This window comes from Shigella sp. FC1567 (assembly GCF_001743015.1).
GTDB classification, from domain to species: Bacteria; Pseudomonadota; Gammaproteobacteria; order Enterobacterales; family Enterobacteriaceae; genus Escherichia; species Escherichia coli.
Genome location: NZ_MIIV01000210.1, coordinates 1 through 20,963, shown reverse-complemented (window position 1 = coordinate 20,963; position 20,963 = coordinate 1). Strand labels below are relative to the sequence as shown.

Below are 20,963 nucleotides of genomic sequence, written 5' to 3'. Positions count from 1 at the left end.
TGGTGTCGTCAAAGCTCTGGTGTGGAGTGCAGCATGCACCCTCAATAACTCGCACGTTCAGTTTTGGGGAGATGTAAGGGCTAATCTGAACGGCTGCATTCCTTGTTTAAGGAAAAACGAATGACTGATTGCCGATACCTGATTAAACGGGTCATCAAAATCATCATTGCTGTTTTACAGCTGATCCTTCTGTTCTTATAACACAAGGAAACGTACTTAAGGTGCGTCCGGTGAACCAATCGGACGCGCCTTTAATAACTATAAATAAGTGTCTTGGCAGATACTATATAAATTAACTTAGTGAATGATTATGCTAATGTCATCAATTAAATAAATATAATGGCGTTAAGGCTTCCCAGTAATATAATTAATACTCTACTTCCAGAGTAGAATATTAAATTTTATCCGCGTGGTGCATCAGCACAAATTTATCCCACAACTGTTCTTCTGTCTCGACATGCGCCGGATCTTTCACAATAGTATTGGGGATCGGGCACACCTTCTGGCAGGTTGGTGTCTCGTAGTGCCCTACGCATTCGGTACACTTATCGCTGTTAATCTCGTAGATATGATCTCCCATTGAAATCGCCTCATTCGGGCATTCGGGTTCACACATATCACAATTGATGCATTTTTTAGTGATTAACAACGCCATAAGGAAACTCTCAAAACAACACAAACCGGGCGGGCATTATACGCGCATTCTTTACTCAGACCAGTTTTTTCACCAGCGCTTCACTATGACGAATACGTTCTGGTGCCAGTTCCAGATCCTGCTGAATCAGCGCAATGAACAGCAAATCCGTTAACATTCCCTGAGCGTGACAAGCAGAGATTGAAGCACTGTTTGTCGCTTGTTCTTCGGCAATGGTATACAGGCAATGAGAAGCACGCTGTTGCAGGGCATTCGGAGTAAAGCCGGTAATCGCCAGCACTTTTCCGCCCACTCGCAGCATCTCATCTGCCGCCAGGTTTAACTCGCGTCGTACACCGGTGTAGGAAATGGCTAATAACAGATCGTCAGGGGACGACGCCTGTACTGTTGCGAGTAGCGCATGCATATCGCGCACTGCGGCAGCATTGAAGCCAATCTTCATCAGCTTCCAGGCAAAGTTTTGCGCCACCAGACCCGAAGCGCCAATACCGGTCAGAATTATCCGCCGCGCAGAGCGCAACATTGTTACGCATTCATGCAGTTTCTCTTCACTATTAACGTTTAGCGTTGCGTACATAGCGGCAGTATTTTCTTTAATCAGTTTTTCGCCGACCAGCCGTAACGGATCATCACCGCGGATTTGGTTATGAATGGGCACGGAGGGCGATTCCGGCTGGCTTGCCAGCGCTTCACTCAACGCCAACTTAAGCGCCGGAAAACCTTTATAGCCGAGTTTTTGCGCGAACTTCACGACGCTGGACTGACTGACTCCGGCTTCGTTGGCCAGTTGCTGAGAGCTTAAATGGCGCGCCGTATCAGGTTGTAGCAGCAGATAATCCGCCAGTTTTTTATCACTCTGGGCAAGCCCCTGGTAACGCTGACGGATACGAAGTAAGCCGTTCATATCTTTCCTCGCGATGAAATAGTGGCGACAACAGGCAATATGAGACACACGCGAGTGAATTTTATATTCCATTGCCGCTAATTGCCATGAATTAAAAATTCCAGTTAGCCATGATGCGGTCGATTGTTGCCGGAAAAGTGATGATCTATCTGTTAGGCTATGTAGTAGCGAAAATTAATCAGGATGTTTCAGTCCAGAGGAGTATGGTTTGGCAACTCACGAGCGTCGTGTGGTGTTTTTTGACTTAGATGGAACATTGCATCAGCAGGATATGTTCGGCAGTTTTCTGCGCTATTTACTACGTCGCCAACCGCTGAATGCGTTACTTGTCCTGCCGTTGTTACCGATTATAGCCATTGCGTTATTGATAAAAGGTCGTGCGGCACGCTGGCCGATGAGTCTGCTTCTGTGGGGGTGCACTTTTGGTCACAGCGAAGCACGTTTACAGACGTTGCAGGCCGATTTCGTGCGCTGGTTTCGCGACAATGTTACCGCCTTTCCGCTGGTTCAGGAGCGATTAACCACCTACCTGTTAAGTTCCGATGCTGATATCTGGTTGATTACCGGCTCTCCGCAGCCGCTGGTTGAAGCGGTTTATTTCGATAAGCCCTGGCTGCCGCGGGTTAATCTTATCGCCAGCCAAATTCAGCGTGGCTATGGTGGTTGGGTATTGACGATGCGTTGTCTGGGACATGAAAAGGTCGCACAACTGGAGCGCAAAATCGGCACTCCGCTGCGGCTGTACAGTGGCTATAGCGACAGTAATCAGGACAATCCGCTGCTTTATTTCTGTCAGCATCGTTGGCGAGTAACCCCGCGCGGTGAACTCCAGCAACTGGAATAGAGTAAAGCATAGCGTCCGTGTATAATGCGCCGCGCTTTTATAACCGGAGTTTTCTTTTTGTCTGAAGTCGAATTTAGCCACGAATACTGGATGCGTCACGCGCTGACGCTGGCGAAACGTGCCTGGGATGAGCGGGAAGTGCCGGTCGGCGCGGTATTAGTGCATAACAATCGGGTAATCGGCGAAGGTTGGAACCGCCCGATTGGTCGCCATGATCCCACCGCACATGCAGAAATCATGGCCCTGCGGCAGGGTGGTCTGGTGATGCAAAATTATCGTCTGATCGACGCCACGTTGTATGTCACGCTTGAACCATGTGTAATGTGTGCCGGAGCGATGATCCACAGTCGCATTGGTCGCGTGGTCTTTGGTGCGCGTGACGCGAAAACTGGCGCTGCGGGATCTTTAATGGATGTGCTGCATCATCCGGGTATGAATCACCGAGTGGAAATTACGGAAGGAATACTGGCGGATGAGTGCGCGGCGTTGCTCAGTGACTTCTTTCGCATGCGCCGCCAGGAAATTAAAGCGCAGAAAAAAGCGCAATCCTCGACGGATTAATTTTGTTTCTCTTCACTCCCTTTCCTGGAAAACAGCAGAGAGGGAGAATGGGTCAAATAGTTTGATGACGACTGGGAAAGAAACGAGAGAAAAGGAAATTTCTCTTTGCCCAACTCCGTAGGCGATACCGCCGGATAATCCTGCGCCAGTTGCATCGCCGCTTCTGTAGCCTGCTTCTCTTTCTCTTGCAGATAACCCACCAGGCTAATTTGATACTTACGAATATTTTCGACATAAGCGTAGGCTTCATGTCCACGAGCGTAGCCGTAAGTCAGCTTGCTGTAATAGGGTTTCTGGCTAAGTAAAGGCAGACGCTGTTTTACGTCAGCCCAACTGTCAGGATTCCCTTTGGTTTTTGCCGTCAGGGCGCGGGCATCCAGCATATGCGCATAGCCCATATTGTACGCAGCGAGGGCAAACCAGATCCGCTCGTTCTCCGGCACACTTTCCGGCACTTTACTCATCATATCCTGCAAATAACGCACGCCACCGCTGATGCTCTGTTCGGCATCGGTACGATCCGTAATGCCGAGGCTTTGCGCGGTATTTTTGGTTAACATCATCATGCCGCGCACACCCGTCGGTGAAGTGGCCTGTGCATCCCAGTGCGATTCCTGATAAGCAATAGCGGCCAGCAAACGCCAGTCAATTTCTTCGGCGTATTTCTCAAACAGGGGCTTTAACTGCGGCAGTACCGCATCGACGGCGCGTAAAAATGTGCGCGTATCGACGTAATCAAAATCATCGCCATGCCCCAGGTATTTCTCTTCAATGCGTGCCAGCGTACCGTCTTCATTCATTTCGTTGAAGAAGTCGAGCAGGGCGGCGGAAAGGGTATTATCGCCATCTAACGGGCTAAACCAAGTCACCGGTTGTTCATCGGTGATATCGAGCGCTACGGCGAGCTCCGGGTGAACGCGCTGAAACAGGCTGATGGCGACAGAATCAGCAATGGTGTAATCGAGTTTTCCTTCGATGACATCTTCCATTAATTCCGCAGAGCCTTTTTTGTCGTCTACCTTCCAGCTTAATTCCGGGAATTTTGTTTCTTTCAGGGTCTGGAGATCGTTAACCACCACATGACCCGGTGCAACGGTGAGTTGCTCCGCCGTCAGGTTGCACAGCGTACGTGGGCGATACTGACCCACTTTATAAACCAGTTGTTGTGACACGGAATAATAGGTAGGGCCAGGCTGATAATTTTTTACCCGCTCACTGTTATAGACCAGTCCTGCCGCCAGCAGGTCGGCGTTACCATTATCAAGGTCGTCAAACAGCTGGCTGATATTCTGCCGCACGGTCACTTTCAGTTTTACGCCGAGGTAATCGGCAAACTGTTTCGCCAGTTCGTAATCCAGGCCAAAAGGTTTCCCGTTGATTTCGTTATAAGTCAGGGGAGTATGAATGGTGCTCACACGCAACTCTCCCCGCGCTTGAATGGCGGCGATACGGTTGTCGGCTTTACCAAACCAGGGAATGGATGGCCAGAGAGCGACCGCGAGCAGCAGTGCCAGAATGCCGATGAACAGATAATTAATCTTTAATTTTTTCAATTAGTTAATTCTCTGTGTCGTGCGCGTCCCAGCTTGAAAAAACGTAATAATAGTGAAAGGTTTACTCATAAATGAGCGGCATTTTGCGTAAACCTGCGCCAGATGGCAACTTATTACAGCCATTGGCGGCACGCGTTGCTAATTCACGATGGTGATTTTATTTCCACGCAAACGGTTTCGTCAGCGCATCAGATTCTTTATAATGACGCCCGTTTCCCCCCCCCTTGGGTACACCGAAAGCTTAGAAGACGAGAGACTTATGATGGAAATTCTGCGTGGTTCGCCTGCACTGTCGGCATTCCGAATCAACAAACTGCTGGCACGTTTTCAGGCTGCCAGGCTCCCGGTTCACAATATTTACGCCGAGTATGTCCATTTTGCTGACCTCAATGCGCCGTTAAACGATGATGAGCACGCACAACTTGAACGCCTGCTGAAATATGGTCCGGCACTCGCCAGCCACGCCCCGCAAGGCAAACTCCTGCTGGTGACCCCGCGTCCTGGCACCATCTCTCCCTGGTCTTCGAAAGCGACCGATATTGCCCATAACTGCGGGCTACAACAGGTAAACCGCCTTGAGCGCGGCGTTGCTTACTATATAGAAGCCGGTACGCTGACCAATGAACAATGGCAGCAGGTTACCGCTGAACTGCACGACCGCATGATGGAAACTGTCTTTTTTGATTTAGATGATGCAGAGCAGTTGTTTGCCCACCATCAACCGACTCCGGTCACAAGCGTTGATTTGCTGGGGCAGGGCCGTCAGGCGCTGATCGACGCTAACCTGCGTCTTGGCCTGGCTCTGGCGGAAGATGAAATTGACTATCTGCAGGATGCTTTCACAAAGCTTGGTCGTAACCCGAACGACATCGAGCTGTATATGTTCGCTCAGGCGAACTCTGAGCACTGCCGCCACAAAATTTTTAACGCCGACTGGATTATCGACGGTGAACAACAGCCGAAATCGCTGTTCAGGATGATCAAAAATACTTTCGAAACCACGCCAGATCACGTTCTCTCTGCTTATAAAGATAACGCCGCCGTAATGGAAGGTTCTGAAGTGGGCCGCTACTTTGCTGACCACGAAACGGGCCGCTATGATTTCCATCAGGAACCGGCGCATATTCTGATGAAAGTCGAAACTCACAACCACCCGACGGCGATTTCTCCGTGGCCGGGCGCGGCGACCGGTTCCGGCGGTGAAATCCGCGATGAAGGTGCCACCGGGCGCGGCGCGAAGCCGAAAGCGGGTTTGGTTGGTTTCTCCGTTTCCAACCTGCGAATTCTTGGCTTCGAACAGCCGTGGGAAGAAGATTTCGGTAAGCCTGAGCGCATTGTCACCGCGCTGGACATCATGACCGAAGGCCCGCTGGGCGGTGCGGCGTTTAACAACGAATTTGGTCGTCCGGCACTGAACGGCTACTTCCGTACTTATGAAGAAAAAGTGAACAGCCACAACGGCGAAGAGCTGCGCGGTTATCACAAACCGATCATGCTGGCGGGCGGGATCGGCAACATTCGCGCCGATCACGTACAAAAAGGCGAGATCAACGTTGGCGCGAAGCTGGTCGTTCTCGGCGGCCCGGCAATGAACATCGGTCTTGGCGGCGGCGCGGCGTCTTCCATGGCGTCTGGTCAGTCTGATGCCGACCTCGACTTTGCTTCCGTACAGCGCGACAACCCGGAGATGGAGCGTCGCTGCCAGGAAGTGATTGACCGTTGCTGGCAGCTTGGTGATGCCAACCCAATACTGTTTATCCACGACGTTGGCGCAGGCGGTCTTTCTAACGCTATGCCGGAACTGGTGAGCGACGGCGGGCGTGGCGGTAAATTTGAACTGCGCGACATTCTGAGCGACGAGCCAGGCATGAGCCCGCTGGAAATCTGGTGTAACGAATCCCAGGAACGCTACGTGCTGGCGGTTGCTGCCGATCAATTACCGCTGTTTGACGAACTGTGTAAGCGTGAGCGCGCACCCTACGCGGTGATTGGTGAAGCGACCGAAGAACTGCATCTTTCTCTACACGATCGTCATTTTGATAATCAGCCGATCGATCTGCCGCTGGACGTCCTGCTTGGTAAAACGCCGAAGATGACCCGCGATGTACAAACGCTGAAAGCGAAGGGCGATGCGCTGGTCCGTGAAGGGATCACCATTGCAGACGCGGTGAAACGCATACTGCATCTGCCGACCGTGGCGGAGAAAACTTTCCTGGTGACCATCGGTGACCGCAGCGTAACTGGCATGGTAGCGCGCGATCAGATGGTGGGTCCGTGGCAGGTGCCGGTCGCTAACTGCGCGGTCACTACCGCCAGCCTCGACAGCTACTACGGTGAAGCGATGGCGATTGGCGAGCGTGCGCCGGTTGCGCTGCTGGATTTCGCCGCCTCTGCCCGTCTGGCGGTCGGTGAAGCGTTAACCAATATTGCCGCAACACAGATTGGCGATATCAAACGCATTAAACTTTCCGCCAACTGGATGGCGGCGGCAGGCCACCCTGGTGAAGATGCGGGCCTGTATGAAGCCGTTAAAGCCGTGGGCGAAGAGCTTTGTCCGGCGCTGGGCCTGACGATCCCGGTGGGTAAAGACTCTATGTCGATGAAAACCCGCTGGCAGGAAGGTAACGAAGAGCGCGAAATGACGTCGCCGCTGTCGCTGGTGATTTCTGCATTTGCCCGCGTGGAAGATGTGCGTCACACCATCACGCCACAGCTTTCTACCGAAGATAACGCACTATTGCTGATTGATTTGGGCAAAGGCAATAACGCGCTGGGCGCAACGGCGCTGGCGCAGGTTTATCGTCAGCTTGGCGACAAACCGGCAGATGTACGCGACGTCGCGCAACTGAAAGGCTTCTATGACGCGATTCAGGCGCTGGTTGCACAGCGTAAGCTGCTCGCATACCACGACCGCTCTGATGGCGGCCTGCTGGTAACGCTGGCGGAAATGGCCTTTGCTGGTCATTGCGGCATTAACGCGGATATTGCCTCTCTGGGCGACGATCGCCTGGCGGCGTTGTTTAACGAAGAACTGGGTGCGGTGATTCAGGTTCGTGCCGCTGACCGTGAAGCGGTCGAGTCCGTACTGGCACAGCATGGGCTTGCTGATTGTGTCCATTATGTAGGGCAGGCGGTTTCCGGTGACCGTTTTGTGATTACCGCCAACGGGCAGACTGTATTCAGCGAAAGCCGCACCACGTTGCGTGTCTGGTGGGCAGAAACTACCTGGCAGATGCAGCGCCTGCGTGACAACCCGGAGTGTGCCGATCAGGAGCATCAGGCGAAATCTAACGACGCCGATCCGGGCCTGAATGTAAAACTGTCGTTCGATATCAACGAAGATGTGGCAGCACCGTATATTGCCACTGGCGCACGTCCGAAAGTTGCCGTACTGCGTGAGCAGGGCGTGAACTCGCATGTTGAAATGGCGGCAGCTTTCCACCGTGCAGGCTTTGATGCTATCGACGTGCATATGAGTGACCTGCTGACCGGACGCACGGGCCTGGAAGATTTCCACGCCCTGGTCGCGTGCGGTGGTTTCTCCTACGGTGATGTGCTGGGTGCCGGTGAAGGTTGGGCGAAGTCAATCCTGTTCAATGACCGTGTACGCGATGAGTTTGCAACCTTCTTCCACCGTCCGCAAACGCTGGCGCTGGGGGTATGTAACGGTTGCCAGATGATGTCTAACCTGCGCGAACTGATCCCAGGTAGTGAGTTGTGGCCACGTTTTGTGCGCAATACCTCCGATCGCTTTGAAGCGCGTTTCAGCCTGGTTGAAGTAACCCAAAGCCCGTCTCTGTTGTTGCAGGGGATGGTGGGCTCGCAAATGCCGATTGCTGTCTCTCATGGTGAAGGGCGCGTGGAAGTGCGTGATGCGGCGCATCTGGCGGCACTGGAAAGCAAAGGGCTGGTGGCACTGCGCTATGTCGATAACTTCGGCAAAGTCACTGAAACCTACCCGGCTAACCCGAACGGTTCACCGAACGGTATTACGGCAGTCACGACTGAAAGTGGTCGAGTCACCATTATGATGCCGCACCCGGAACGTGTTTTCCGTACTGTCAGCAACTCCTGGCATCCGGAAAACTGGGGCGAGGATGGCCCATGGATGCGCATTTTCCGCAATGCGCGTAAGCAGTTGGGGTAATTCATCAGTTCATTGGTTTTGCAGCCCGGATGCGGCATTAAGCACCAACCACTATCATAAGCTCCCAACTCCGGGAGCTTTTTTGTGTCTGTAAATCACGACAATGGGTGGTTTACCGTGTCGCTTTCTGGCGACACTTAAGTGATTGATTTTATTGTAATCTAATAAGTTTATCTTAAGCTGTCTCTTTTTAGCGACACAGTGGCTGATTTACATTCAAATAGCGAAGAAGCCATAAATCCCTCAAAGCAACGTATAATCAGTACGTTACCAAACTATTTTCTTTATTGGCACAGTTACTGCATAATAGTAAGCAGTGGCTCATTCACCGACTTATGTCAGCCCCTTCGGGACGTGCTACATAAAATTCGAATGACGCACAACAAGGTGCCTGCCGTCCAACTTCTGATATCAGCGTAGCTATATCAACCATCGGGCGAAACGTCGAGTTAGGCACCGCCTTATTCCATAACAAAGCCGGGTAATTCCCGGCTTTGTTGTATCTGAACTTCCCCTCGGTTAGCATCAGGCTATTCGCGTCTGACGAGAGTAACACCTTGAAACGCTGGCCCGTTTTTCCCCGCTCATTACGACAACTGGTAATGCTGGCATTTTTGCTAATTCTACTACCCCTGTTGGTGCTGGCATGGCAAGCCTGGCAAAGCCTGAATGCGCTTAGCGATCAGGCGGCGCTGGTTAACCGCACTACGCTTATTGATGCCCGGCGTAGTGAAGCGATGACCAACGCGGCGCTGGAGATGGAGCGTAGCTACCGTCAGTATTGCGTGCTGGACGACCCTACGCTTGCGAAGGTTTATCAAAGCCAGCGCAAGCGTTACAGCGAAATGCTCGATGCCCACGCAGGCGTACTGCCAGACGATAAACTTTACCAGGCATTGCGTCAGGATTTGAACAATCTGGCCCAACTTCAGTGTAACAACAGTGGTCCCGATGCTGCCGCCGCCGCGCGTCTTGAAGCCTTTGCCAGTGCCAATACCGAAATGGTGCAGGCCACGCGCACAGTGGTGTTCTCTCGTGGGCAGCAACTTCAGCGTGAAATCGCCGAACGTGGGCAATATTTTGGTTGGCAATCGCTGGTGCTATTTCTGGTGAGTCTGGTGATGGTGCTACTTTTCACGCGGATGATTATCGGGCCGGTGAAAAATATCGAGCGCATGATCAACCGTCTGGGGGAAGGGCGTTCTCTGGGCAATAGCGTTTCGTTCAGTGGACCGAGCGAGTTACGCTCGGTTGGGCAACGTATTCTTTGGTTAAGTGAGCGCCTGTCATGGCTGGAATCCCAACGCCATCAATTTTTAAGACATTTATCTCATGAATTAAAAACGCCACTGGCGAGTATGCGCGAGGGCACTGAATTACTGGCTGACCAGGTTGTCGGGCCGCTTACGCCAGAGCAAAAAGAGGTGGTGAGCATTCTTGATAGCAGCAGCCGCAATTTGCAAAAACTGATCGAACAACTGCTTGATTACAACCGTAAACAGGCGGACAGTGCGGTGGAACTGGAGAATGTTGAATTAGCACCGCTGGTGGAGACAGTGGTTTCTGCTCATAGCCTGCCCGCACGGGCTAAAATGATGCATACCGACGTCGATCTCAAAGCAACAGCTTGCCTGGCGGAGCCAATGCTGCTGATGAGCGTACTGGATAATCTTTACTCCAATGCGGTGCACTACGGGGCTGAATCCGGTAACATTTGCCTTCGCAGCAGTTCACATGGTGCGCGGGTTTATATTGATGTCATCAATACAGGCACGCCCATTCCGCAAGAGGAACGCGCCATGATCTTCGAACCCTTTTTTCAGGGAAGCCACCAGCGAAAAGGGGCGGTGAAGGGCAGCGGTCTGGGATTAAGCATTGCCAGGGATTGTATTCGCCGTATGCAAGGGGAACTGTATCTGGTCGACGAGAGCGGGCAAGACGTTTGTTTCCGCATTGAATTACCGTCGTCGAAAAACACGAAATAATGCTAACAGCCTATCCTATCAGGCTATTTTATTTGTCAGTTCGGCTCCGGGCAGTGCTCGAAATCTTCACGTACGATATGTACGCTCCGGTTTCTCCGCGCTGTCCATGTCCAGACTGTCTGCAACAATTACGCCCACTGGGATAGGCTTTAAGTCTGGTGAATATGCGACACATTTTTCAACGATTATTGCCCCGACGGCTGTGGCTGGCAGGGCTGCCATGTCTGGCATTGCTGGGTTGCGTGCAGAATCACAATAAGCCAGCCATTGATACGCCAGCAGAAGAAAAAATTCCGGTTTATCAACTGGCTGACTATCTTTCTACTGAATGTAGCGACATCTGGGCGCTGCAAGGTAAATCAACCGAAACCAATCCGCTTTACTGGCTGCGGGCGATGGATTGTGCTGATCGTTTAATGCCTGCGCAGTCGCGTCAGCAAGCTCGCCAATATGACGACGGCTGCTGGCAAAATACCTTTAAACAAGGGATTTTGCTCGCCGACGCCAAAATTACGCCGTATGAGCGCCGCCAGCTGGTCGCGCGTATTGAAGCGTTAAGTACCGAGATCCCGGCACAGGTTCGCCCACTGTATCAACTCTGGCGCGACGGTCAGGCGCTGCAACTGCAACTGGCGGAAGAGCGCCAACGTTACAGTAAACTCCAGCAGTCCAGCGACAGCGAGCTGGATACATTGCGCCAGCAACATCACGTTCTACAGCAGCAACTGGAACTCACCACCCGCAAGCTGGAAAACCTGACCGATATTGAACGCCAGCTCTCGACCCGCAAACCGGCTGGAAATTTCTCGCCGGATACGCCGCACGAGAGTGAAAAGCCCGCGCCATCCACCCATGAGGTCACTCCTGATGAGCCATAAACCTGCGCATTTATTATTGGTCGATGACGATCCGGGATTGCTGAAACTGCTTGGCCTGCGCCTGACCAGCGAAGGCTACAGTGTGGTCACGGCGGAAAGTGGCGCTGAAGGATTACGGGTACTGAATCGCGAAAAAGTAGATTTAGTTATCAGCGACCTGCGGATGGATGAAATGGACGGTATGCAGCTATTTGCTGAAATCCAGAAAGTGCAGCCGGGAATGCCAGTAATTATTCTTACTGCGCATGGTTCTATCCCCGATGCCGTTGCTGCAACACAGCAGGGCGTTTTTAGTTTCCTCACCAAGCCTGTCGACAAAGACGCGCTATATCAGGCAATTGACGATGCGCTGGAGCAATCCGCGCCAGCCACCGATGAACGCTGGCGCGAGGCAATTGTCACCCGCAGCCCGCTGATGCTGCGTTTGCTGGAACAGGCGCGGCTGGTGGCGCAATCAGACGTCAGCGTTTTGATTAACGGTCAGAGCGGCACCGGGAAAGAGATTTTCGCCCAGGCTATCCACAACGCCAGCCCGCGCAACAGCAAACCATTTATTGCTATTAACTGTGGCGCATTGCCCGAGCAATTGCTGGAGTCGGAGCTGTTTGGTCATGCGCGTGGCGCGTTTACTGGCGCTGTCAGCAATCGCGAAGGTTTATTCCAGGCGGCGGAAGGCGGAACGCTATTTCTCGATGAAATTGGCGATATGCCTGCGCCGTTACAGGTCAAACTGCTGCGCGTGTTGCAGGAGCGTAAAGTGCGCCCGCTGGGCAGTAACCGCGATATTGATATCAATGTGCGGATTATTTCTGCCACTCACCGTGATCTGCCAAAAGCGATGGCGCGCGGGGAATTCCGCGAAGATCTCTATTACCGCCTCAACGTTGTCAGCCTGAAAATTCCGGCTCTGGCAGAGCGCACAGAAGACATTCCGCTTCTGGCAAATCACCTGTTGCGCCAGGCGGCAGAGCGACATAAACCGTTTGTCCGCGCGTTCTCCACTGATGCGATGAAACGCCTGATGACCGCTAGCTGGCCGGGTAATGTGCGCCAGTTGGTCAACGTGATTGAACAGTGCGTGGCGCTGACCTCATCTCCGGTTATTAGCGATGCATTAGTAGAGCAGGCGCTGGAGGGTGAAAACACGGCGCTGCCAACCTTTGTTGAGGCACGTAATCAGTTTGAACTCAACTATTTGCGTAAGCTGCTGCAAATTACCAAAGGCAACGTCACCCACGCGGCGAGAATGGCGGGGCGCAACCGGACAGAATTTTATAAACTGCTTTCCCGACACGAGCTGGATGCAAACGATTTCAAGGAATGAATTGGCGTTATGTGTTACGTTTAGCAGATCAAAAGACAGGCGACCTTTTCAAGGAATAGCATGAAAAAGATTGATGCGATTATAAAACCCTTCAAGCTGGACGATGTCCGCGAAGCACTGGCCGAAGTCGGTATTACCGGCATGACGGTGACCGAAGTGAAAGGCTTTGGTCGCCAGAAAGGCCATACCGAGCTGTACCGCGGCGCGGAGTATATGGTGGATTTTCTGCCGAAAGTGAAAATTGAGATTGTCGTACCGGACGACATTGTCGATACCTGTGTCGATACCATTATTCGCACGGCGCAAACCGGCAAAATCGGTGACGGTAAAATCTTCGTCTTTGACGTGGCACGGGTCATTCGCATCCGTACCGGTGAAGAGGACGACGCGGCAATTTAAACCGCGTCAAGGGTTGCCGGATGTTTCCATCCGGCAACATCAAATTACAGCACCTTATGCGGGCCAAAGCATTCGTAATAAATGTTTTCCTGCTTCACGCCCAGATCCACTAACTGTTTCGCGGTAAACTGCATGAAGCCAACCGGGCCGCAGAGATAGAACTGCATTGTCGGATCGCTGAACGCACCTTCCAGTTTGCTCAAATCCATCAGACCTTCGCTATCAAACTGACCTTTAGCGCGATCGGCTTCGCTCGGCTGACGATACCAGGTGTGCGCGGTAAAGCGCGGCAGTGACTGCCCCAGTTCCTTAACTTCATCGGCAAAGGCGTGAACATCGCCATTTTCTGCCGCATGGAACCAGTTCACTTGTGCTGTGTGGCCTGCTTTTGCCAGCGTGTCGAGCATTGCCAGCATTGGCGTTTGACCAACACCGGAAGAGATTAACGTCACTGGTGTGTCATCTGCGACAGCCATAAAGAAATCACCTGCCGGAGCGACCAGTTTCACGACATCGCCAACATTGGCGTGATTGTGCAACCAGTTGGATACCTGCCCACCCTCTTCGCGTTTCACCGCAATACGATAGCCTTTGCCATCCGGTTTGCGAGTCAAAGAGTACTGACGAATTTCCTGATGCGGGAAACCTTCCGGCTTCAGCCAGACGCCGAGATATTGCCCCGGACGGTATTCTGCCACTGCGCCACCGTCGACCGGCTCCAGTTCGAAGCTGGTGATAAGCGCGCTGCGCGGTGTTTTAGCCACAATGCGGAAATCGCGAGTACCTTCCCAACCACCGGCTTTGCTGGCGTTTTCGTTATAGATTTCCGCCTCGCGATTGATAAATACATTAGCCAGTACACCATAGGCTTTACCCCACGCGTCCAGCACTTCCTGCCCCGGGCTGAACATTTCGTCCAGCGTTGCCAACAGGTGTTCACCGACGATGTTGTACTGTTCCGGTTTGATCTGGAAGCTGGTGTGCTTCTGCGCGATTTTTTCTACCGCTGGCAGCAGCGCAGGCAGGTTTTCAATATTACTGGCGTAGGCGGCAATAGCGTTAAACAGGGCTTCACGTTGATCGCCATTACGCTGGTTACTCATGTTAAAAATTTCTTTGAGTTCTGGGTTATGAGTAAACATACGGTCGTAGAAATGGGCGGTTAACTTTGGCCCCGTTTCCACCAGTAAAGGGATGGTGGCTTTTACTGTAGCGATGGTTTGAGCGTCAAGCATATGGTCTTCCTTTTTTTGCATCTTAATTGATGTATTTCAAATGCATCTTATAAAAAATAGCCCTGCAATGTAAATGGTTCTTTGGTGTTTTTCAGAAAGAATGTGATGAAGTGAAAAATTTGCATCACAAACCTGAAAAGAAATCCGTTTCCGGTTGCAAGCTCTTTATTCTCCAAAGCCTTGCGTAGCCTGAAGGTAATCGTTTGCGTAAATTCCTTTGTCAAGACCTGTTATCGCACAATGATTCGGTTATACTGTTCGCCGTTGTCCAACAGGACCGCCTATAAAGGCCAAAAATTTTATTGTTAGCTGAGTCAGGAGATGCGGATGTTAAAGCGTGAAATGAACATTGCCGATTATGATGCCGAACTGTGGCAGGCTATGGAGCAGGAAAAAGTACGTCAGGAAGAGCACATCGAACTGATCGCCTCCGAAAACTACACCAGCCCGCGCGTAATGCAGGCGCAGGGTTCTCAGCTGACCAACAAATATGCTGAAGGTTATCCGGGCAAACGCTACTACGGCGGTTGCGAGTATGTTGATATCGTTGAACAACTGGCGATCGATCGTGCGAAAGAACTGTTCGGCGCTGACTACGCTAACGTCCAGCCGCACTCCGGCTCCCAGGCTAACTTTGCGGTCTACACCGCGCTGCTGGAACCAGGTGATACCGTTCTGGGTATGAACCTGGCGCATGGCGGTCACCTGACTCACGGTTCTCCGGTTAACTTCTCCGGTAAACTGTACAACATCGTTCCTTACGGTATCGATGCTACCGGTCATATCGACTACGCCGATCTGGAAAAACAAGCCAAAGAACACAAGCCGAAAATGATTATCGGTGGTTTCTCTGCATATTCCGGCGTGGTGGACTGGGCGAAAATGCGTGAAATCGCTGACAGCATCGGTGCTTACCTGTTCGTTGATATGGCGCACGTTGCGGGCCTGGTTGCTGCTGGCGTCTACCCGAACCCGGTTCCTCATGCTCACGTTGTTACTACCACCACTCACAAAACCCTGGCGGGTCCGCGCGGCGGCCTGATCCTGGCGAAAGGTGGTAGCGAAGAGCTGTACAAAAAACTGAACTCTGCCGTTTTCCCTGGTGGTCAGGGCGGTCCGTTGATGCACGTAATCGCCGGTAAAGCGGTTGCTCTGAAAGAAGCGATGGAGCCTGAGTTCAAAACTTACCAGCAGCAGGTCGCGAAAAACGCTAAAGCGATGGTAGAAGTGTTCCTCGAGCGCGGCTACAAAGTGGTTTCCGGCGGCACTGATAACCACCTGTTCCTGGTTGATCTGGTTGATAAAAACCTGACCGGTAAAGAAGCAGACGCCGCTCTGGGCCGTGCTAACATCACCGTCAACAAAAACAGCGTACCGAACGATCCGAAGAGCCCGTTTGTGACCTCCGGTATTCGCGTGGGTACTCCGGCAATTACGCGTCGCGGCTTCAAAGAAGCAGAAGCGAAAGAACTGGCTGGCTGGATGTGTGACGTGCTGGACAGCATCAATGATGAAGCCGTTATCGAGCGCATCAAAGGTAAAGTTCTCGACATCTGCGCACGTTACCCGGTTTACGCATAAGCGAAACGGTTAATCTGTTGAAAAAAGGCTTCCTTCGGGAAGCCTTTCTACGTTATCGCGCCATCAAATCTGTCGTAACTGCGCCTCAACATACAAATAGCCAATTCCCAGCACCTGTTGTGCGCGGCTTAATTGCCCGAAGCCAATTTGCGTCGCTTTCACGCTCGGTCCTTCGTCGCGGTCGAACGGGTTAAATCCTGTCTGGCGAATAATAGTATTAAGCCAGTTCTCACCAAAGGCACAACTGCGACCGTACAACCAAATCTGATTAATATTGAGGATGTTGAGGAAGTTATACAGACTCAAACCAATGGCATTGGCAGAGCGATCAACCCAGCTGGTGATCCACGGTTCTCCACTCTGCCAGGCAGCGATTAACTGCGCGGTTGTCAGTTTTTCAGGATCAAGCTGAGTATTAACCGGTTGTGATTTTAGCCATACCCGCGCCTGTTTTTTTAATGCACTTAACGAGGCGACGGTTTCCAGGCAGCCGTAACGTCCACAGTCGCAGACGACGCCATCCGGATTAACGATGGTGTGACCAATTTGTCCGCTACCATACAAACTGCCGCGATAAATTTGCTCGTTAATCACGAACGACGAGCCAATGCCGTAATCAACGTTGATCACGCAGAAATCCCGTTCCTGCGAATTATTTTGCCATTTCTCCGCCAGCGCCAGCATCACGCAGTCATTATCGACCATCACCCGAATGCCCAGCTTCTCTTCCAGCAGATACTTCACCTCAACCGGCGTTGTCCACGGCGCTTGCGGCATGGTTTGCGACACGCCGGTCACCGGATCAACCTGACCGTGGATTGCCAGCGCCAGATTGATGGTGCGGTCCGGCCACAATTTACGGTGGCGATGCCAGCATTTTTCGATTTCGGACAGCAGCGCCTGCGGCGTCGGTGCATCAATCTGTAAATACTCAAATTCACCTTTCGGACTTAAACAAGCATTAGCAACCTGACACTCAATACTGGTGGGCGTCACGTTCAGGCACAGCGTCCAGTCACCTTCCGGCGCAATCAGCCATGTACCGCTACTATGCCCGCGCGTCTGGCTTTCATCGTCAATATTCACCACCCGTTTTTCGCTTTCCAGTTCCTGCAAAATATTACTGACTGCCGGAATCGAAATTTGCGCCAGCCGGGCCAGCGTTGATTTATTGGCGCGCTTTTGCCGGTACAGCAGTTCCAGAATCACGCATTTGTTATGGTGGCGAATCTGTTGATTGTTAATGCAGGCTCTCATCTTCACTAAACCTTGTTTAGTTAATTGCGTGATTATTCCGCGAAAACATTGCCAGATTGTTCAATACACTGCCACAAATCTTTTAATTCAGTATGTCTTGTTAATATTGAGGGCACCATGACTCCAGTAAAAGTGTGGCAAGAGCGCGTTGAGATCCCGACCTATGAAACCGGGCCGCAGGATATACATCCCATGTTCCTGGAAAATCGCGTTTATCAGGGATCGTCCGGCGCGGTTTATCCCTACGGCGTGACCGATACGCTGAGCGAGCAGAAAACCCTGAAATCCTGGCAGGCGGTGTGGCTGGAAAACGACTACATCAAAGTGATGATCCTGCCGGAACTGGGCGGTCGGGTGCATCGCGCGTGGGATAAAGTGAAACAGCGCGATTTTGTTTATCACAATGAAGTCATTAAACCTGCGCTGGTGGGGCTGCTGGGGCCGTGGATTTCCGGTGGGATTGAGTTTAACTGGCCGCAACATCATCGCCCGACCACCTTTATGCCCGTTGATTTCACCCTCGAAGCCCATGAAGACGGTGCACAGACGGTGTGGGTAGGCGAAACGGAGCCGATGCATGGTTTACAGGTGATGACAGGTTTCACCCTGCGCCCTGACCGGGCGGCGCTGGAAATCGCCAGCCGCGTCTATAACGGTAACGCCACGCCGCGTCATTTCTTGTGGTGGGCCAACCCGGCAGTGAAAGGGGGGGAAGGGCATCAGAGCGTTTTCCCACCGGATGTGACTGCGGTGTTTGATCACGGCAAACGGGCCGTCTCCGCTTTCCCCATCGCCACCGGCACTTACTACAAAGTGGACTACTCCGCCGGAGTGGACATTTCTTGCTATAAAAATGTGCCTGTTACAACCTCATATATGGCCGAAAAATCGCAGTACGATTTTGTCGGCGCGTGGTGTCACGATGAAGATGGCGGTTTGCTGCACGTTGCCAACCACCATATTGCGCCAGGTAAAAAACAGTGGAGTTGGGGACACAGTGAATTTGGCCAGGCGTGGGATAAGAGTCTGACCGACAATAACGGCCCGTATATCGAACTGATGACCGGTATTTTTGCCGATAACCAGCCCGATTTTACCTGGCTTGATGCTTACGAAGAGAAGCGTTTTGAGCAGTATTTCCTGCCTTATCATTCTTTGGGCATGGTGCAAAATGCCTCCCGCGATGCGGTGATAAAACTCCAGCGTAGTAAGCGGGGGATTGAGTGGGGGCTGTATGCCATCTCTCCGTTGAACGGATACCGCCTGGCGATCCGCGAAATCGGCAAATGCAACGCGTTACTTGATGATGCCGTGGCACTGATGCCTGCGACCGCCATCCAGGGCGTGTTGCACGGTATCAATCCTGAAAGGCTGACCATTGAGCTCTCCGATGCCGACGGCAATATTGTACTGAGTTATCAGGAACATCAGCCGCAAGAGTTGCCGTTGCTGGACGTCGCCAAAGCGCCACTGGCAGCACAAGACATTACCAGTACAGATGAAGCCTGGTTTATCGGTCAGCATCTGGAGCAATATCATCACGCCAGCCGTTCACCGTTCGATTACTACCTGCGCGGCGTGGCGCTGGATCCGCTGGATTACCGCTGTAACCTGGCGCTGGCGATGCTGGAATATAACCGCGCCGATTTCCCGCAAGCGGTGGCGTATGCCACTCAGGCTCTGAAACGCGCACATGCGCTGAACAAAAATCCGCAGTGCGGACAGGCGAGTTTGATTCGCGCCAGTGCTTACGAACGTCAGGGACAATATCAACAAGCCGAAGAGGATTTCTGGCGTGCGGTCTGGAGCGGCAACAGCAAAGCCGGTGGCTATTATGGCCTGGCACGACTGGCGGCGCGTAATGGTAACTTCGACGCTGGTCTGGATTTTTGCCAACAAAGTCTTCGCGCCTGCCCAACCAATCAGGAAGTGCTTTGCCTGCATAATCTGCTGCTGGTGTTAAGTGGTCGTCAGGACAACGCGCGTGTGCAGCGCGAGAAACTGCTGCGCGATTATCCGCTGAACGCCACTCTGTGGTGGCTGAACTGGTTCGATGGTCGTAGCGAATCAGCTCTCGCGCAGTGGCGCGGTCTGTGTCAGGGACGCGACGTTAACGCCCTGATGACCGCCGGGCAACTGATTAACTGGGGAATGCCCACCCTGGCGGCAGAGATGCTGAACGCACTGGACTGCCAGCGCACGCTGCCGCTTTACCTGCAAGCCAGCTTGCTGCCGAAAGCCGAACGTGGCGAACTGGTCGCAAAAGCCATTGATGTCTTCCCGCAGTTTGTCCGTTTCCCGAATACGCTGGAAGAAGTGGCGGCGCTGGAGAGTATTGAAGAGTGCTGGTTTGCTCGCCATTTACTGGCCTGCTTCTACTACAACAAACGTAGCTACAACAAAGCCATTGCCTTTTGGCAACGTTGCGTAGAGATGTCGCCGGAGTTTGCCGACGGCTGGCGCGGGTTAGCGATCCATGCGTGGAATAAGCAACACGATTATGAGCTGGCCGCGCGTTATCTTGATAATGCTTATCAGCTTGCGCCGCAGGATGCACGTCTGCTTTTCGAACGGGATTTGCTTGATAAGTTAAGTGGAGCCACACCGGAGAAACGACTGGCGCGTCTGGAAAATAATCTGGAAATTGCGCTGAAACGCGACGACATGACCGCAGAACTGCTCAATTTGTGGCATCTCACGGGTCAGGCAGACAAAGCGGCGGACATTCTCGCCACGCGTAAATTCCACCCGTGGGAAGGCGGGGAAGGGAAGGTCACCAGTCAGTTTATCCTCAACCAGTTATTACGCGCCTGGCAGCATCTTGATGCCAGAGAGCCGCAGCAGGCCAGCGAACTGCTTCATGCCGCGCTGCATTATCCGGAGAATTTAAGCGAAGGCCGTTTACCGGGGCAAACTGATAACGACATCTGGTTCTGGCAGGCGATATGCGCCAACGCGCAGGGCGATGAAACTGAAGCGATGCGTTGTTTACGTCTGGCGGCGACCGGCGATCGCACCATTAACATCCACAGTTATTACAACGATCAGCCGGTTGATTATCTCTTCTGGCAAGGAATGGCGCTGCGACTGCTGGGTGAACAGCAAACCGCACAGCAACTGTTTAGTGAAATGAAACAGTGGGCGCAAGAGATGGCGAAAACCAGTATTGAGGCGGATTTCTTTGCTGTTTCACAACCTGACCTGTTATCGCTGTATGGCGATTTACAACAGCAGCATAAAGAAAAATGCCTGATGGTGGCGATGCTGGCGTCCGCGGGACTCGGGGAGGTTGCGCAATATGAGTCTGCTCGCGCTGAATTGACGGCGATTAATCCGGCCTGGCCGAAAGCGGCATTATTCACCACTGTGATGCCTTTTATTTTTAACTACGTTCACTAAACCCTATTAACTGTAATATTTGGTAATGCTGCCAACTTACTGATTTAGTGTATGATGGTGATTTTAAGGTGCTTGCGTGGCTTCCATTTCCATCAGATGTCCTTCCTGCTCCGCTACTGAAGGCGTGGTGCGTAACGGCAAAAGCACTGCCGGACATCAGCGCTATCTCTGCTCTCATTGCCGTAAAACATGGCAACTACAGTTCACTTACACCGCCTCTCAGCCCGGTACGCACCAGAAA

At 52.4% G+C, this 20,963-nt stretch carries 16 protein-coding genes; 11 read left to right on the top strand and 5 right to left on the bottom strand.

What is annotated here, in order from left to right; all coding sequences use genetic code 11:
* Nucleotides 1-120: 120 nt before the first annotated feature.
* Entirely contained in the window at nucleotides 121-201 is an 81-nt protein-coding gene (gene shoB, locus BHE85_RS13215) for a type I toxin-antitoxin system toxin ShoB (protein WP_000128776.1), read from the top strand.
* A 193-nt stretch (nucleotides 202-394) separates the two neighbouring features.
* On the opposite strand, the gene yfhL is transcribed toward shoB, so the two are convergent.
* Both yfhL and BHE85_RS13205 read right to left on the bottom strand, forming a co-directional pair.
* Nucleotides 395-655: a 4Fe-4S dicluster ferredoxin YfhL gene (gene yfhL / locus BHE85_RS13210; protein ID WP_001196283.1), complete on the bottom strand. Its 261-nt coding sequence runs from the start codon at nucleotides 653-655 to the stop codon at nucleotides 395-397.
* Nucleotides 656-710: 55 nt separating this feature from the next.
* Nucleotides 711-1,559, bottom strand: coding sequence for a MurR/RpiR family transcriptional regulator (locus tag BHE85_RS13205; protein ID WP_001013779.1), 849 nt, complete (start codon nucleotides 1,557-1,559; stop codon nucleotides 711-713).
* Between the two features lie 208 nt (nucleotides 1,560-1,767).
* On the opposite strand from BHE85_RS13205, the gene yfhb reads away from it, so the two are divergent.
* Nucleotides 1,768-2,403, top strand: coding sequence for a phosphatidylglycerophosphatase C (yfhb, locus tag BHE85_RS13200; protein ID WP_000190654.1), 636 nt, complete (start codon nucleotides 1,768-1,770; stop codon nucleotides 2,401-2,403).
* Nucleotides 2,404-2,460: 57 nt separating this feature from the next.
* The gene (gene tadA / locus BHE85_RS13195; RefSeq protein WP_001297409.1) at nucleotides 2,461-2,964 is read left to right on the top strand and encodes a tRNA adenosine(34) deaminase TadA; all 504 of its coding nucleotides are present in this window, start codon (nucleotides 2,461-2,463) and stop codon (nucleotides 2,962-2,964) included.
* On the opposite strand, the gene mltF is transcribed toward tadA, so the two are convergent.
* Nucleotides 2,961-4,517 (bottom strand): membrane-bound lytic murein transglycosylase MltF, encoded by a 1,557-nt coding sequence (gene mltF / locus BHE85_RS13190; protein WP_000734184.1) that lies wholly within the window; start codon nucleotides 4,515-4,517, stop codon nucleotides 2,961-2,963. The two genes, tadA and mltF, sit on opposite strands and share 4 nt — an antisense overlap.
* Before the next feature lie 259 nt (nucleotides 4,518-4,776).
* Here mltF and purL point away from each other — a divergent pair, with 259 nt between their 5' ends.
* The 5 genes from purL (at nucleotide 4,777) to glnB (ending at nucleotide 13,250) form a co-directional block, all read left to right on the top strand.
* Entirely contained in the window at nucleotides 4,777-8,664 is a 3,888-nt protein-coding gene (gene purL / locus BHE85_RS13185) for a phosphoribosylformylglycinamidine synthase (RefSeq protein WP_000970129.1), read from the top strand.
* Nucleotides 8,665-9,221: 557 nt separating this feature from the next.
* Nucleotides 9,222-10,649, top strand: a complete 1,428-nt coding sequence (gene qseE / locus BHE85_RS13180) for a two component system sensor histidine kinase QseE/GlrK (RefSeq protein WP_001298980.1) — start codon at nucleotides 9,222-9,224, stop codon at nucleotides 10,647-10,649.
* A gap of 164 nt (nucleotides 10,650-10,813) precedes the next feature.
* Nucleotides 10,814-11,527: a two-component system QseEF-associated lipoprotein QseG gene (gene qseG / locus BHE85_RS13175; RefSeq protein WP_001215854.1), complete on the top strand. Its 714-nt coding sequence runs from the start codon at nucleotides 10,814-10,816 to the stop codon at nucleotides 11,525-11,527.
* Nucleotides 11,517-12,851: a two-component system response regulator GlrR gene (gene glrR, locus BHE85_RS13170; RefSeq protein ID WP_001295369.1), complete on the top strand. Its 1,335-nt coding sequence runs from the start codon at nucleotides 11,517-11,519 to the stop codon at nucleotides 12,849-12,851. Before qseG ends, glrR begins: the two co-directional genes overlap by 11 nt.
* Nucleotides 12,852-12,911: 60 nt before the next feature.
* Entirely contained in the window at nucleotides 12,912-13,250 is a 339-nt protein-coding gene (gene glnB, locus BHE85_RS13165) for a nitrogen regulatory protein P-II (RefSeq protein ID WP_000717694.1), read from the top strand.
* A 44-nt stretch (nucleotides 13,251-13,294) separates the two neighbouring features.
* On the opposite strand, the gene hmpA is transcribed toward glnB, so the two are convergent.
* Entirely contained in the window at nucleotides 13,295-14,485 is a 1,191-nt protein-coding gene (hmpA, locus tag BHE85_RS13160; protein ID WP_000883128.1) for an NO-inducible flavohemoprotein, read from the bottom strand.
* Between the two features lie 327 nt (nucleotides 14,486-14,812).
* Here hmpA and glyA point away from each other — a divergent pair, with 327 nt between their 5' ends.
* A complete protein-coding gene (gene glyA, locus BHE85_RS13155) occupies nucleotides 14,813-16,066 on the top strand; it encodes a serine hydroxymethyltransferase (RefSeq protein ID WP_000919159.1) in 1,254 nt (417 codons plus the stop codon).
* Between the two features lie 63 nt (nucleotides 16,067-16,129).
* Here glyA and BHE85_RS13150 read toward each other — a convergent pair whose 3' ends face one another.
* Nucleotides 16,130-17,323 carry an ROK family protein gene (locus BHE85_RS13150; RefSeq protein WP_001299519.1) on the bottom strand — a complete coding sequence of 398 codons (1,194 nt, stop codon included), beginning with the start codon at nucleotides 17,321-17,323 and terminating at the stop codon, nucleotides 16,130-16,132.
* A 117-nt stretch (nucleotides 17,324-17,440) separates the two neighbouring features.
* Between BHE85_RS13150 and BHE85_RS13145 the strand changes: the two genes are divergently transcribed.
* Complete coding sequence (locus BHE85_RS13145) at nucleotides 17,441-20,722, top strand: DUF5107 domain-containing protein (protein ID WP_004985663.1); 3,282 nt, start codon at nucleotides 17,441-17,443, stop codon at nucleotides 20,720-20,722.
* A gap of 76 nt (nucleotides 20,723-20,798) precedes the next feature.
* Nucleotides 20,799-20,963 (top strand): IS1 family transposase (locus tag BHE85_RS13140; RefSeq protein WP_047664789.1); only part of this gene is annotated, 165 nt, incomplete at its 3' end.